A 13,396-nucleotide genomic window follows, 5' to 3' on the forward strand; every position below is an offset into this window, starting at 1 on the left:
CCACCGTTCGACCGGCGTGACTGCGCCCACCGTCTCCAAGGATCAGGCCGGAGCGGTGATGGATCGACCTGATCGTGCATCCGGCTTGAGTATTGGGGAAGGCAATGGGATCAGGACGGGCACGGCGAGATCGGAGTCGCGCTGCGGCTCTGACCTCGCCGCGCTCGGACGGACCCCCCGCCACCCAAGGCGCAGCCACACCGATCTGCTCATTGCCCAAGAACGCGGGTGCCTACCGTGCGGCCCCGCCTCCTGCGCGCGGGCGGTTGGGGGAAGGGAACTTCGATCCACCGGACACAGCGGTCCTCCTTCCCGTAAAGGGTCGCGCTCGTGGGGGGCGCCAAGAACCGCGACTCCCGTATCGCAGCGCTTTGCGGATTCTTCTTCCTTCGCGCACCGTTGGGGACGCCGGGCGGGAACTTCCTTTAAAATAAAGAGATCGCCATGCGAACGATGCTTTTCCTTGCGATGGCGCCGGCGTTCTTGATGGTGCCGGCCGCCGCCGCTCAGGACGGGACGCGCCTCCCGGACCCGAAGGATCCGCTCGCGTATCGGTACGTTCCGCCCGAGAACTTCGAAGGGGTGCGGCGCGTGTGGGTGTCCACCGACCGCTGGCCCAACGGACGCACCCACGCGACCTTCGCCCGGGACGCGGTCCGCCTCTACGGGGCCGAGAAGGGATCCGATCAGGACAAGGCGCTGGCGATTTACTACCACGCCCTGCGCGTCCTGGGGCACGGCGGCGACTACGAGCAGGGTCCTCCCGGAAAGGAGGAGCGCGTCTGGGACTCGTGGATGGTCGTTCACGTCTATCCCAAGGCGCTCTGCGAATGGTGGGGCTGGCTGCTCGTCGATCTCTGGAAGGCGTACCACGACAACTGGAGTTTCGACCCCAAGACGGCGGTGGCGCGCAAGGTCGGCCTGGCCGCTCCTTCCGAGAAGCCGCCCGTGCCGGGCGCCGGGGACCACGTGCAGGCCGCGCTCCGCTGGACGGATCCCGACGGCGTCTCCCGGTGGCACCTGTTCGACGGCAACATGGGCTTCTTCGCCTACGTGCCGGGGACGGGACGCGTCGCCTCGCCCGAGGAAATCAAAGCCGGATTCCCCGAGATCCTCACCCGGCCGCATAACCCGCCCCACCCGTACTTCGTTCTCTCCAGGAAACACGGCGACGCCGAATCGGATCCCGCGTTCCGGAAGTTCCTGGGCAATACCTATCCCTTCGCCTACAGCGGCGCGCGTCGTCGGACCAAGTACACCACGGATTTCGATCTCCGAAAAGGCGAGTCGCTCCGCCGGCAGTGGAGCGACGACGGAAAGCCGGTCGTCGCCAGGCGGTGGAAGGATGTCGCCGTCCTCTCGATGATCGACGGGGCGGGCAAATACATCTATCCCTCCGGCGAACCCAAGGATCCCTACAACTTTCCCGTCCAGCGGCCGTACTTCAAGACCTATCCGGATCTGGGGCTCAACAAGCCCTTCGGCAACGCCTACAGCGTCTACACGCCGGAGCTGGCGGACGGAAGGTTCCGGATCGGCGCGCTCTCGACCCGCGGGCTGGCGTCTCGGGAAGGAGCCGTCCGGCTCGGCGCGGCCGAGCGCGGAGTCGAAGGCGAGGTCGTCTACCCGATCCGAAGCATCTATCCGTTCGCCGAGTCCGTGGTGACCGGCGCCTACGTGCTGGCCGCCCCGGGCCGGATCACGATCGAATTTTCCCTCGATGAAGGAAAGACGTGGATTCCGGTGCTTACCGCCGCCGAGGTCGGGCCGGACCCGGTGCCGTTTACGATCGATCTCGGCAAGGGCCGCTGGGACCGCGACCTGCCCTCGACCTACAACATGCCGGACCGCGACTCGCAGTTCCTGGACGCCTGGGATTCGGCGCGTTGGGCGGCGGTGCGGTTCACCGGCTTTCAGTATCAGGTCCGCATCCGCATCCGCGCGGAGGAGGATGTCGCCCGTGTCGGGATCTCGGACCTGCGCTTCGCCAACACGCACCAGTGCAATATCGGGATGCTGCCGACGCTTCTTCCCGGCGTGAACGTCGTGACCGTGGAGGGAGAGGCGCTTTCGCCCGGCTGCGCGCTCAAGGTGGAATACGCCTGGATGGAGGGCGGGGAGACCAAGACCCACGTGGAGACGGTCACGAAGCTGCCTCACTCCTACCCGATCCGCGTGGCGGAGCCGGATCCGCTGAAGGTGAAGTGTCTCTACCAGACGCTCTCTGTCGTGGGACGGTAGCGGCGCGCCTTCTTCGATCGATCCCGTTGTCGACGGGCCGGGCGGCCCGTACGCGGCGGGGCCGCCTTCGCCTCTTCCTCCTGAACGGTGATGACAGGCCGGAAGGAGGAGACCGCGCGGAGCGGAACCGCGCGGCGGCGCCGGGGCGTAGGATGAGAAGGAGCGGGCGGGAGGATGCGGATGAGCCTCTGGAGCCGCCGGGAGTTTCTGCAGGGAGCGGGCGCGGCGGGGCTGAGCGCTTCCCTGGGCTGCGCCGCGGGCCGGGAGCGCCGCCGGGATCTCGTGCGCGCCGAGAACGAACGTCCGGGCACGACGGACTGGCTTCTGACCCGGACGCGCGTGGATCCGAAGACCCGCTACCGCTGCCCCTGGATCGAAGGCTTCGTGTCGCGCACGAGCCTTCGCGCGGGCGAGACGCTGGAGTTCTTCGTCAGCGCCCGGCCGCCGTCGACCTTCACGATCGATCTCTACCGGCTGGGGTACTACCAGGGCCGGGGCGGGCGGCACCTGGGCACGCTCGGGCCCTTCGCGGGCCGGACCCAGCCGGAGCCCGCGGTGGGGGAGCAGCGTCTTCGCGAGTGCCGCTGGGAGCCCGCGTGCGCCTGGCGCATTCCCGACGACGCGCCGAGCGGCGTTTACCTGGGCAAGCTCACCGAAGCGCGCGAAAAGCTCCAGAGCTACGTCATCTTCGTCGTGCGCGACGACCGCCCCTGCGACTTCCTCTTCCAGGTCAGCGACACCACGTGGTCCGCCTACAACCGGTGGCCGGACCAGTGGTCCCTCTACGACAACGGCGTCAAGCCGTGGTACTGGGGGCCGGACGTCCGGGTCAGCTGGGACCGCCCGTACGGGAAATACTGCCAGATTCTCGACGCTCCGCTTTCGCAGGGCTCCGGCGAGTTTCTTCTGTGGGAATTTCCGCTGGCCTTCTGGATGGAGAAAGAGGGCTACGACGTCTCCTACATCTCCAACATGGACACCCACCGGGATCCGGCGGGGCTCCGGCGGGCCCGGGCGCTTCTTTCCGTGGGGCACGATGAATACTGGTCGCTCGACATGTTCCGCCACGTGAAGCAGGCCGTGGCGGACGGCCTGCACGTGGCCTTTCTGAGCGGGAACACCTGCTGCGGCGTCATCGACGTGAACCCCTCCGGGACGGGGGCTCCCGACCGGGTCATCGGAAGGATCGGGCAGTACGGGCCGATTCAGGAGGAAACCGTCCGGTCGGGATTCCCCGAGCTCCGGGATCTGCGCCACAACGGGCCGAACGAAGCCACGCTCATCGGGGCGCGGAGCACCTGGCCGGTAACCGGGCAGGCGGACTGGATCTGCGCGCTCGAGAAGCACTGGCTTTTCGAAGGGACCGGGATGAAGAACGGCGATGCGATCCCGGGGCTGGTGGGCTGGGAGTGGCACGGGGACCCCGCGCCGATTCCGGGACTGGAGATCGTGGCGCGCGGCCCCGTGCGCAGCCGAGGCGCCGAAGGGACCTACACGGCCACGATCTACCCCGGTCCCAGGGGGAACTTCGTCTTCAACGCCGCCACGATCTGGTGGTCCGACGGCCTGGCCGAGCCGCCGGGGTACCTGCGGCCGTCGAAAAGGCTCCGCGGACCCGACCCGCGCGTGCAGCGGATCACGGCCAACCTTTTCCGGCGGTTCCTGGGCTAGGGTTCCCCGCCCTTCCTGGGAGCGGCGCCGGGGCGGCTCCGGCGACGCCTTTGCTTCACCGTTGACGCGCCGGACCCGCCTGGACGTTAATAGAGCATCCGATGAAGGCGACCGATCCCGTCTGCGGAATGACCGTGGACCCCGCCGTGGCGCTCCGGCACGAGCACGAAGGGCGCGCTTATTTCTTCTGCAGCCCTTCGTGCCTGGAGCGGTTCCGGCGCGACCCGGAGGGGGTTCGGGCCGGCGGGGCGCGTTCCGGATCCTGCTGCGGCGGCGGGCACGGCGCGGGCTCCCCGAAGGAGGGGACGCTCTGGACCTGCCCCATGCATCCGGAGATCGTCCAGGACCGGCCCGGCGCCTGTCCGATCTGCGGGATGGCCCTGGAGCCCCGGGGCGTTCCCGCCGGCGAACCCGACGATCCCGAGCTGCGCGACATGACGCGGCGCTTCGGGGCGGCGTTGGTGTTCAGCGCGCCTCTCATGGCCGTCTCGATGGGCCATCTGGGGCCGGGTCTCCTGCCGGCGGGGAAGTGGAGGGTGTGGGTCGAGGCGGCGCTGGCGACGCCCGTGGTGCTCTGGGCGGGAGCGCCGTTTTTCGCGCGGGGCGCGCGTTCCGTGCTCCTTGGCCGTCTCAACATGTTCACGCTCATCGCGCTCGGCGTGGGCGCGGCTTACGCCTACAGCCTGGCGGCCGTCCTCTTTCCGGGCGCCTTTCCGGCCTCCGCGCGCGGCCACGGGGGCGAGGTGGGCGTCTACTTCGAGGCCGCCGCAGTCATCACGACGCTCGTTCTTCTGGGTCAGGTTCTGGAGCTTCGCGCCCGCCGCCGGACCGGCCGGGCGATCCGGGCGCTCCTGGAACTCGCGCCGCCGCGCGCGCGCCGGATCGTGGACGAGACGATCGACGAGGACGTGCCCCTCGAGGACGTGCGTCCCGGGGATCGTCTGCGGGTGCGGCCGGGGGAACGGATTCCGCTCGACGGCACCGTTCTCGAGGGGGAGAGCGCCGTGGACGAATCCATGGTGACGGGCGAGTCGCTGCCGGTGGAAAAGCGACCGGGGGACCGCGTGATCGGCGGGACGCTCAACGGGGCCGGATCGCTCGTCGTCCGCGTGGACCGCGTGGGGCGCGACACGGTCCTGGCGCGGATCGTCGAGCAGGTGGCGCAGGCCCAGCGGAGCCGCGCGCCGGTCCAGGCGCTGGCCGACCGGGCGGCGGGGGTCTTCGTCCCGGCGGTGATGGCCGTTGCGGCGGCGGCGTTCGCGGCCTGGCTGCTGTGGGGCCCGGAGCCGCGCCTGACGCACGCGATCGTCAACGCCGTGGCGGTGCTCATCATCGCCTGCCCGTGCGCCCTGGGTCTGGCGACGCCCATGTCGGTCATGGTCGCGATGGGAAAGGGAGCCACGGCGGGAGTGCTCTTCCGGAACGCGGAGGCGCTGGAGCGGCTGGCGGCCGTGGACACGCTGGCCGTGGACAAGACGGGGACGCTTACGGAGGGGCGGCCGCGGCTGGAGGCCGTGGAGTCCCTCGACGGCCTGCCGGAGGCGGAGCTTCTCCGGCTGGCGGCGGGTCTGGAGCGGGCGAGCGAGCATCCGCTGGCGGAGGCGGTGATGCGCGCGGCCCGGGAACGGGGCGTTGCGTCCTCCTCCGCCAAGGACTTCAGGAGCTATCCGGGCCGGGGGATCGCCGGCGAGGTGGACGGCCGCCGGGTGGCGCTGGGCAACGCGGCGCTTCTGGCGGAGCTCGGAATCGACGCGGCGCCGGCCGCCGCGCGCGCCGAAACCCACCGGGCCCAGGGCCGCACGGTGCTTCTGGCCGCGGTGGACGGCCGGGTCGCGGGCCTTCTGGCGGCGGCCGACCCCGTCAAACCGACGACGCCGGAGGCCGTGCGGGCGCTGCGGGCGGAGGGCCTTCGGATCGTCATGCTGAGCGGCGACGGCCGCACGACGGCGGCGGCGGTCGCGGCGCGGCTCGGGATCGACGAGGTGCACGCCGAAGTTCCTCCCGAGGGAAAGCGCGACGTGGTCCGGAGGCTCCAGGCGGAAGGGCGGAAGGTGGCCATGGCGGGCGACGGCGTCAACGACGCCCCCGCGCTGGCGCAGGCGGACGTGGGGATCGCGATGGGGAACGGGACCGACGTGGCGCTTCAGAGCGCCGGGGTGGCCCTCGTGCGGGGGGACCTCCGCGGCATCGCGCGGGCCCGGCGGCTCAGCCGCGCGGCGCGGCGCAACATCCGGCAGAATCTCTTTTTCGCGTTCGTTTACAACGCGCTCGGCGTGCCCCTGGCGGCCGGGGCGCTCTATCCGTGGACGGGGCTTCTCCTCAGCCCGGTGGTGGCCGCCGCCGCGATGAGCCTGAGTTCGGTATCGGTCATCGCCAACGCCCTGCGGCTCCTCCGGGCGCGCCTGTGAAGGCGTCCCGCAAGTGCTTGAACCCCGCCCCCGTTTTCGGGTACAAACGTACCTCGATCGGGTTCCCCCGCGATCGGCCGCCGGACGTCGTATAACAGGGCGGAGGAACCTCTGTTCAAGGAGAACCAGCGATGAGCCGACTGATCGTCCTCGCCGTCGTGGCCGCCGCCGCGCTTCCCCTGTCCGCGGGAAACGTCCCGGCGGAGGGAACCGAGCTTGTGGCCCCCAAGGTCGCCCCGCTTCCGACCGTGGACGGGAAGGCCGATGACGCGGCCTGGGCCCAGGCCAAGGAACTGGTGGTGCGGATCGGCAAGCCCGACGAGCTCGATAATCCCAAGCACAAAATCTCTCTCAAGGCGGTTCACGACGGGGATTCGATCTGCTTCCTCCTCGTCTGGGAGGACAAGAAGAAGAACGACGAGCATCTTCCCTTCGTCTGGAAGGAGAGCGACGGGGAGTACGTGCCCGACGACGAGAAGATCGAGGACGCCTGCTCCCTGGGCTTCGCGCTCGAGGGCGAATTCAATCCGGACATGCTGGCCGGAGTGGAGTCCAAGTGGGACGTCTGGGAATGGCAGGCCGGTCGGACGACGAACGGCTACGCCCTGGACAAGACGCACATCTACTCGCGCCAGCGGCCCGAGGGCGTCAAATCCAAGCGGTTCCAGGACCGTCAGGAAAAGCCCATCTTCCTGGCCCGTCCGGATGACGCGGGGACGCCCGCCTGGAAGCGCCTCGAACCTCCGACCGAGAAGAAGGGGCCGAAGGTTCCGCAGTTCGAGCCCCAGACGCCCTCGGGGTCGGCGGCGGACGTGCAGGCCCGGGGCGTGTGGGCGGACGGAAAGTGGACCGTCGAGTTCAAGCGCAAGCTCAACACGGGCCACAAGGACGACGCCGTCTTCGCCGCGGGCAAGGCGATCGAGTTCGCCGTGGCCGTGTTCGATGAAACCGAGCACAGCGACCACGACGTCTCCGGAAAGCTGATCCTCAAGCTTCAGCCGTAGATCCCCCCGGACGCGGGGGTGGGGGGCGCATGCGGGAACCGCCACGGAAGCGTCGGGCATCCGGTCCCGTGCGGCGCGTCGCGCCGGGGGCTCCGGCCGCGGCGTCGGGCGGGCGCCAGAGGTGGCTCCTCTGGGGCGGCCTCGGTGCGGCCGCGGCGACCGTCGCGGTCGTCCTGGGCGTTCTCCTGGGGGGGTCCGCCCCTTCGGAGCCGCCCGTTCTCGCGTCGCCTCCCGAAGCGCCGCGCCCGCGCGCGCCCGTCGCTCCGCCGCGGCCCCCCGCTCCGCACCCTCCGGTCGATCTCGAGGCGGAAATGCGGCGCGAGGTGGAGGAGCGCCGCCGGAAGTTCGTGGAGGAGGAGCGGCGGCGGACGGAGGAAGCCGCGCGGAAGGCCGCCGAGGAGCGCGCCCGGGCGGAAGCGGAGGCGAAGGCGCGCGCGGAGGAGGAAGAGGCGCGCCGCCGGTCGGCCCGCCTGGCCTACGACGGCCGGCGGCGGGCGCGCCGCGAGGAGTCCGCGCGGCGTCTCGAGGAAGCCCGGCGGCGGATCGAGGAGGATCGCCGCGCCGAAGCGGCCCGCCGAGCGCAGCTCGTCGAGAAGCTCAAAAATCTGAAGCTCACGGTCCGTCTCAAGAACGGACTTGTTCTGGAGAACGTCGTCGTCCACGGTCTGAGTCCGGACGAGGTTCGCCTGGCCTTCACGTTCGAAGGGGCGCTCGCCGAGCAGGGATTCCCCGTGGAGTTCATCGACGACCGCTCCTACGTGGCGCTCCTGCGCGCGGTGTACAAGGACGAGGGGGCGGCCGGTCTCTACGAAACGGGGCGGCATCTGGTGCTGCGCAAACTCTGGAAGGACGCGCAGGCGGCGTTCCGGGAGTGCGTGGCGCTGGATCCCGCCTACGGATCGCGCGTGCCGGACGTCTCGCGGCTGCTGAACAACGAGGCGGCGTTCAAGGGCTCGGCGCGGCGCCTGGGGTCCGACCAGCTTCTCATTCAGCACGATTTCTCCGACCCGGGCATGGCTCAGGATTTTACGGCGCGGCAGCCCGGCAAGCTCGAGGTGGCCGAGGGGGAGCTCCGCTTGGGGGCGCCCGGCGGGACGGCGCTCTGGAGCCTGAAGGACGTGGATTTCGAGCGGGACGTCGAGGTGGAGCTTTCGGCGGCGCTCGAAGGCGGCGCGTCGCTGGTTCTGGGGTGCTTTTTCACGTGGGACCGGAACGGGTATCTGGCGGTGCTCAACGGCCGGGCTCCGGGGGGGCACGTCCTTTATCGCTGCGACGCGGGGAAGCTCGAGGGCCTGGCGGGCAAGCCGGTGCCGCGGATCGAGCCGGACCGGGAGGTGCGCCTCCGGTTCTCGGCGCGGGGCGGCGCGCTCCGGGTGCACGTGGAGGGCCAGGAGGTCCTGGCGGCGCTGGACGCGGCGCACGCGAAGGGATGGTTTCTCCTGGGGGCCGCCGGCGGAACGGTGCGGGTGCGGCGGCTTTCCGTGCAGGGAAGGGTCAATCCGGCGGAGATCGACAAGCGGTTCGCCGAGGTGGAGGTTCTGGTGCGGCGGGCGCTGGAGAAGGATCTCGGGCGCGGTACGGAGGCGGCGGGAGCCGAGGAGGTCGGCCCCCTGTGGGCGGAAGATCCGTATTTTCTGGACGCTCTGGATCCCGCGGTTCGGGCGGACTACGAGAAGCTGAGGGCGTCGCTGGCGACGGCGATTCGGCGGCGGCGGGTGGAGCCCGGTCACGCTCCGGCGGTGGAGAACCTGCTGGCGCGGGCTCCGGAATTCGCGGCGCTTCATTACTGGCGCGGGGCGCTGCGGATGGCGACGCGGAGGGCCGATCTGGCGCGGAAGGATTTCGCCCGGGCGCTGGAGCTGGAGCGCGAATTCCCGGAGGCCGAGGCGGGGCTGGCGGCGGCGTGCCTGGAGGAGCGGGACGTCGCCGCGGCGCGGGCCGCGGTGCGGCGGGCGCTGGAGCTTTCTCCCGGCCACGCGGAGGCGTTGGCGCTCCGGGGGCTCCTGCGCTTCCTGGACGGGGAGGCCAAGGGGGGATTGGCGGATCTCGAGCTGGCCCGTCGTCTGGATCCCGACAACGAATCGCTCGCGCAGCTCCAGAAGAACGTTCAGAACGTCCATAAGGGGCCGCAGCACCTGGGGGCGCGCTACATCAAGGAATTCCCTCACTTCGTCGTGATGACGGACATGTCGGCGGAGAAGACGGCGCTCTACGGGACGCGCCTGGAGGCCGCCTACCGCCACTTCGCGGAGACCTTCAAGGACGTGTACCGCGAGGATCCCGCGCGGCCGAAGCCCCGGGTGGCCGTCTTCAACACGCGGGAGGCGTACCTGACGTACGGGGAACTGACGCTGTCGGGGCGGCAGGAGTGGACGCTCGGCTATTTCCACCCGCTCTTCCAGGAGCTTCTGCTTTTCGAGGACGTGGATCTCGAGGCGACGCTTCAGACCCTGTACCACGAGGCGTTTCACCATTTCATGAGTCTCCTGGTGCCGAGGGCGCCGTACTGGTTCAACGAGGGCCTGGCGGAGTACATGGGGGGGATCCGGGTGGAGGTGGGCCGGGACGGCAAGGCGCGGATCGCCGAGCGCGCGCGGATTCTGGAGGGGAGGCTCCAGGTGCTGAAGATGGGGCTCGGCATGGCTCTCCGGTTCGAGGACCTGATGATGCAGGCCCCCGCCGAGTTCTATTCGGGTCCCATCGCCTTCAAGTACGCCCAGGCGTGGTCGATGGTCCATTTCTTCTATGAGGCGGCCGGGGGGCGGCACCGTCCCCGGATCGAAGCCTACTTCAAGTCCCTGGCGTCGGGGGCCGACGCGCGCGGCGCGTTCGAGGCGGCCTTCGGAGAGGCGGACCTCCGGGCGCTCGAGAAGGAGTGGCTGGAGTACGTGCGGGGGCTGGAGGTGCGGCGTCAATGACGGCCTGGGCGCTGGCTCTGGTTCTTCTGGCCGGGGAGGACGTCTACACGGCGACGCTCGTCTTCGAGAAGATGCATTGCGAGGAGTGCCGCCGGGAGCTGGAGGCGACGGTGCGGCGGATGCAGGGCTGCCGGGGGGTGACGTTCTCGGGGGAGAGCGCGGTCGTGACCTTCGACGAGCGGGCTCCGGTTCCGGCCTTCAACCGGCTGCCCAAGGATCTGGCCGTGCGGGCGGTGAAGGTATCGCTGCGGGGCACGGTGAGCTTTACGGGGGAGAAGGCGACGCTGGCGGCCAAGGGGAGCGGCCAGGCGCTCGCGCTGGTCAATCCCGAGTCGCCCCGGGGCGAGGATCGGCTGGGAGAGCTTCGCCGCCGGCTCGAAGGAAAGAACCGGTTCCGGATCTCGGGGACGCTCGTCGGGGGGAAGACGATCGTTCTGGAGAGCTTCGAGCCGGCGGACTGGAAGGATTAGGGCGGGTCAGCGCCGGCGGAACCGGCTGGCGCGGCGCAGAAGTCGCGAGCGGCGCAGCTTCGGGAGCCCGGCGTTGCGGGCGGAAGCCTCCGGGGTGAAGCCCTCGGGGAGTCCGCCGGCGGCGATCGCTTCGAGGTCCCGCAGGAGTTCCGACGGCGTCTGGTAGCGGTCCTCGCGGGTCTTCTGCATCATCTTGACGATCGTCCAGTCCACGGCGGGCGAGACGAGGGGATTGCGCGCGCGCGGCGGGGTCACCGGCTCGGTCAGGTGCTTGGAGATCACGTCGGCGGCGCTCTGGCCGGGGAACGGGACGTCTCCCACGACCATGTGGTAGAAGCTCGCGCCGAGGGAATAGATGTCCGCGCGGGTATCCACGTTCTGTTCCCCGCGGGCCTGCTCGGGGGCGATGTAGTACGGCGTTCCCATCGAGGCGCCCGGCCGCGTGCCCGAGGGGTCGCCCTCGGCGGCGGGGAGCTTGGCCAGCCCGAGATCGCAGAGTTTGGCCACGCCCTCGCGGGTGAGCATGATGTTGTCGGGCTTGATGTCCCGGTGGATGATGCCGTGGTTGAAGGCGTGCTGGAGGGCCCGGGCGATCTGCAGCACGATATGGAGGGCGCGTTTTTCGTCGAGCGCGCCGCCCCGCTTGAGCAGCTCGCCGACGGTGGGCCCGTCGATGTACTCCATCGCGAAGTAGTGGATGCCGTTGGACTCGCCGACGTCGATTCCCTGGATGATGTTGGGGTGGTTGAGCCGGGCGACGGCGCGGGCTTCGCGGAGGAAGCGTTCGCGGAACTTTTCGTTCTGGGCGTACTTGGGGGAAAGGACCTTGATCGCCACGATCCGGTCCATGGAGATCTGGAGGGCCTTGTAGATCGATCCCATGGCGCCCTGGCCGATCTTGGTGAGGATCTTGTAGCCCTGGATCGAGGTGTGTCCGCCGCGCAGGCCCTGGTACTTGAAGATTTCCTTCACCTGGGCGTCGGTGAGGTACCCCTTGGCGAGCATGATTTCGCCGAGCTTCTTGGGGGCCACCCCCAGCTCCTTCATTTTTTCCTGGAGCCGGAGGCATTCGTCCACTTTTTCGAGGCTCGTGAAGCCGAGTTTGATGGCGATGGCGCCGAAGTGAAGGCTTTCTTTCTCTTCCGCCATAGGCGACGCCGGGGCGTCACGTTAATCTTAGCGCCCCCCGGCGGGAAGGCAAGGACAAAGGCGGCGCGCTGTGGACAACCGCCGGACCCGCCGCTAGAATCCACCCCGCGATGAAGTACGATTTCCGCGACCTCGAGGCCCGCGCGCATGCCCTGTGGGAACGCGAGCGCCTCTACGCCACCCCGGAGCGGCCCCGGCGCAAGTACTACGTCCTGGAGATGTTCGCCTACCCGTCGGGCGACATCCACATGGGACATTTCCGGAACTATTCGATCGGGGACGCCGTCGCCCGCTACCGGACGATGCGGGGATTCGACGTCCTGCACCCCTTCGGCTGGGACGCCTTCGGGTTGCCGGCCGAGCAGGCGGCCATCAAGCACCGGCTCCACCCGCGCGACTGGACGCTGCGCAACATCGAGACGGGCAAAAAGACCCTCCAGCGGATGGGGATCTCCTACGACTGGAGCCGCGAGGTCCGCACCTGCGAGCCCGACTACTACAAGTGGACCCAGTGGCTCTTCCTCCTCCTCTACAGGACCGGCTGGGCGTATCGCGCCCCGAGCGTGGTCAACTGGTGCGAGGAACACGGCATCCTGGCCAACGAGCAGGTCCACGATGGAGCCTGCTGGCGCTGCGGCCGCGCGGTCGTCAAGAAGCCCATCGACAACTGCTGGTTCTTCCGCTACTCGGCCATGGCCGAGCGGCTGCTGGCGGACATCGACAAGCTGTCCGGCTGGCCGGAGTCCACCAAGCAGCTTCAGCGCAACTGGATCGGCAAGAGCGTCGGCTGCGAAATCGATTTCGGCTTCGAGGGGGAAAAGCTCCCCGTCTTCACAACGCGGCCGGACACGATCTACGGGGTCACGTTCCTGGCGATCGCGCCCGAGCACCCGCTCGTCGAGCGGATCGCCACCCCCGAGGTGCGCGAGTACGTGCGCCGCGCCTCCCGGAAAAGCGAGATCGAGCGGACGGCCGAGGGAACCAAGGACGGCGTCTTCACGGGACGCTTCGCGACCCATCCCCTGACCGGCGAAAAGGTGCCTCTCTGGGTCGCCGATTACGTCCTCGTCCATTACGGCACGGGGGTCGTCATGGGCGTGCCCGCCCACGACACGCGCGACTGGGCGTTCGCCCGGACGTACCGGCTGCCGGTCAAGATCGTCATCTCCGGCGGGCCCGAGCGCTACGAGGACGCCTACACGGGGCCGGGGACCATGATCGCGTCCGGGGAGCTTTCGGGGACGCCCTCCCCGGAGGGAATCCCGCGCGTCATCGAGGCGCTCGAGCGGCGCGGCGCGGGCCGCGCCAGGACCCACTACAAGCTCAAGGACTGGCTCATCTCGCGGCAGCGCTACTGGGGATGCCCCATTCCGATCATCCACTGCCCGCGCTGCGGAGCGCAGCCGGTGCCGGAGAAGGATCTGCCGGTCCTGCTCCCCACCGACGTCACCGAATTCATTCCCAAGGGTCGCTCGCCCCTGGCCGACCGGCCCGAATTCATGAAGACCGTCTGTCCCGCCTGCGGCGGGCCCGCC

The 13,396-nt window shown here is 69.6% G+C and carries 8 protein-coding genes; 7 read left to right on the top strand and 1 reads right to left on the bottom strand.

Going from position 1 to position 13,396, the window contains the following annotated elements:
- Positions 1-444 precede the first annotated feature (444 nt).
- The 6 genes from VNO22_03595 to VNO22_03620 all read left to right on the top strand — a co-directional run bounded on the left by VNO22_03595 (position 445) and on the right by VNO22_03620 (position 10,712).
- Positions 445-2,241: a hypothetical protein gene (locus VNO22_03595; protein HXG60435.1), complete on the top strand. Its 1,797-nt coding sequence runs from the start codon at positions 445-447 to the stop codon at positions 2,239-2,241.
- Positions 2,242-2,421: 180 nt separating this feature from the next.
- A complete protein-coding gene (locus VNO22_03600) occupies positions 2,422-3,912 on the top strand; it encodes a twin-arginine translocation signal domain-containing protein (GenBank protein ID HXG60436.1) in 1,491 nt (496 codons plus the stop codon).
- Positions 3,913-4,013: 101 nt separating this feature from the next.
- Positions 4,014-6,320, top strand: coding sequence for a heavy metal translocating P-type ATPase (locus tag VNO22_03605; protein ID HXG60437.1), 2,307 nt, complete (start codon positions 4,014-4,016; stop codon positions 6,318-6,320).
- 131 nt (positions 6,321-6,451) lie between these two features.
- Positions 6,452-7,324, top strand: coding sequence for an ethylbenzene dehydrogenase-related protein (locus VNO22_03610; protein HXG60438.1), 873 nt, complete (start codon positions 6,452-6,454; stop codon positions 7,322-7,324).
- A gap of 68 nt (positions 7,325-7,392) precedes the next feature.
- On the top strand, positions 7,393-10,242 hold the full coding sequence (locus tag VNO22_03615; protein ID HXG60439.1) for a hypothetical protein: 2,850 nt from the start codon (positions 7,393-7,395) through the stop codon (positions 10,240-10,242).
- Positions 10,239-10,712 (top strand): hypothetical protein, encoded by a 474-nt coding sequence (locus tag VNO22_03620; GenBank protein HXG60440.1) that lies wholly within the window; start codon positions 10,239-10,241, stop codon positions 10,710-10,712. Before VNO22_03615 ends, VNO22_03620 begins: the two co-directional genes overlap by 4 nt.
- Positions 10,713-10,718: 6 nt before the next feature.
- On the opposite strand, the gene VNO22_03625 is transcribed toward VNO22_03620, so the two are convergent.
- A complete protein-coding gene (locus VNO22_03625) occupies positions 10,719-11,861 on the bottom strand; it encodes a serine/threonine-protein kinase (protein HXG60441.1) in 1,143 nt (380 codons plus the stop codon).
- 110 nt (positions 11,862-11,971) lie between these two features.
- Here VNO22_03625 and leuS point away from each other — a divergent pair.
- Positions 11,972-13,396: leucine--tRNA ligase (leuS, locus tag VNO22_03630; GenBank protein HXG60442.1), on the top strand; the 1,425-nt coding region annotated here is incomplete at its 3' end.

It is taken from the genome of Planctomycetota bacterium, from assembly GCA_035574235.1.
Classification (GTDB): domain Bacteria; phylum Planctomycetota; class MHYJ01; order MHYJ01; family JACPRB01; genus DATLZA01.

What these genes read in the sequence shown, in the direction of transcription:
- VNO22_03595 (HXG60435.1), top strand. Translation starts at nt 445, where the DNA reads ATGCGAACGATGCTTTTCCTTGCGATGGCGCCGGCGTTCTTGATGGTG.
- VNO22_03625 (HXG60441.1), bottom strand. Translation starts at nt 11,861, where the DNA reads ATGGCGGAAGAGAAAGAAAGCCTTCACTTCGGCGCCATCGCCATCAAA.
- VNO22_03605 (HXG60437.1), top strand. Translation starts at nt 4,014, where the DNA reads ATGAAGGCGACCGATCCCGTCTGCGGAATGACCGTGGACCCCGCCGTG.
- VNO22_03610 (HXG60438.1), top strand. Translation starts at nt 6,452, where the DNA reads ATGAGCCGACTGATCGTCCTCGCCGTCGTGGCCGCCGCCGCGCTTCCC.
- VNO22_03620 (HXG60440.1), top strand. Translation starts at nt 10,239, where the DNA reads ATGACGGCCTGGGCGCTGGCTCTGGTTCTTCTGGCCGGGGAGGACGTC.
- VNO22_03600 (HXG60436.1), top strand. Translation starts at nt 2,422, where the DNA reads ATGAGCCTCTGGAGCCGCCGGGAGTTTCTGCAGGGAGCGGGCGCGGCG.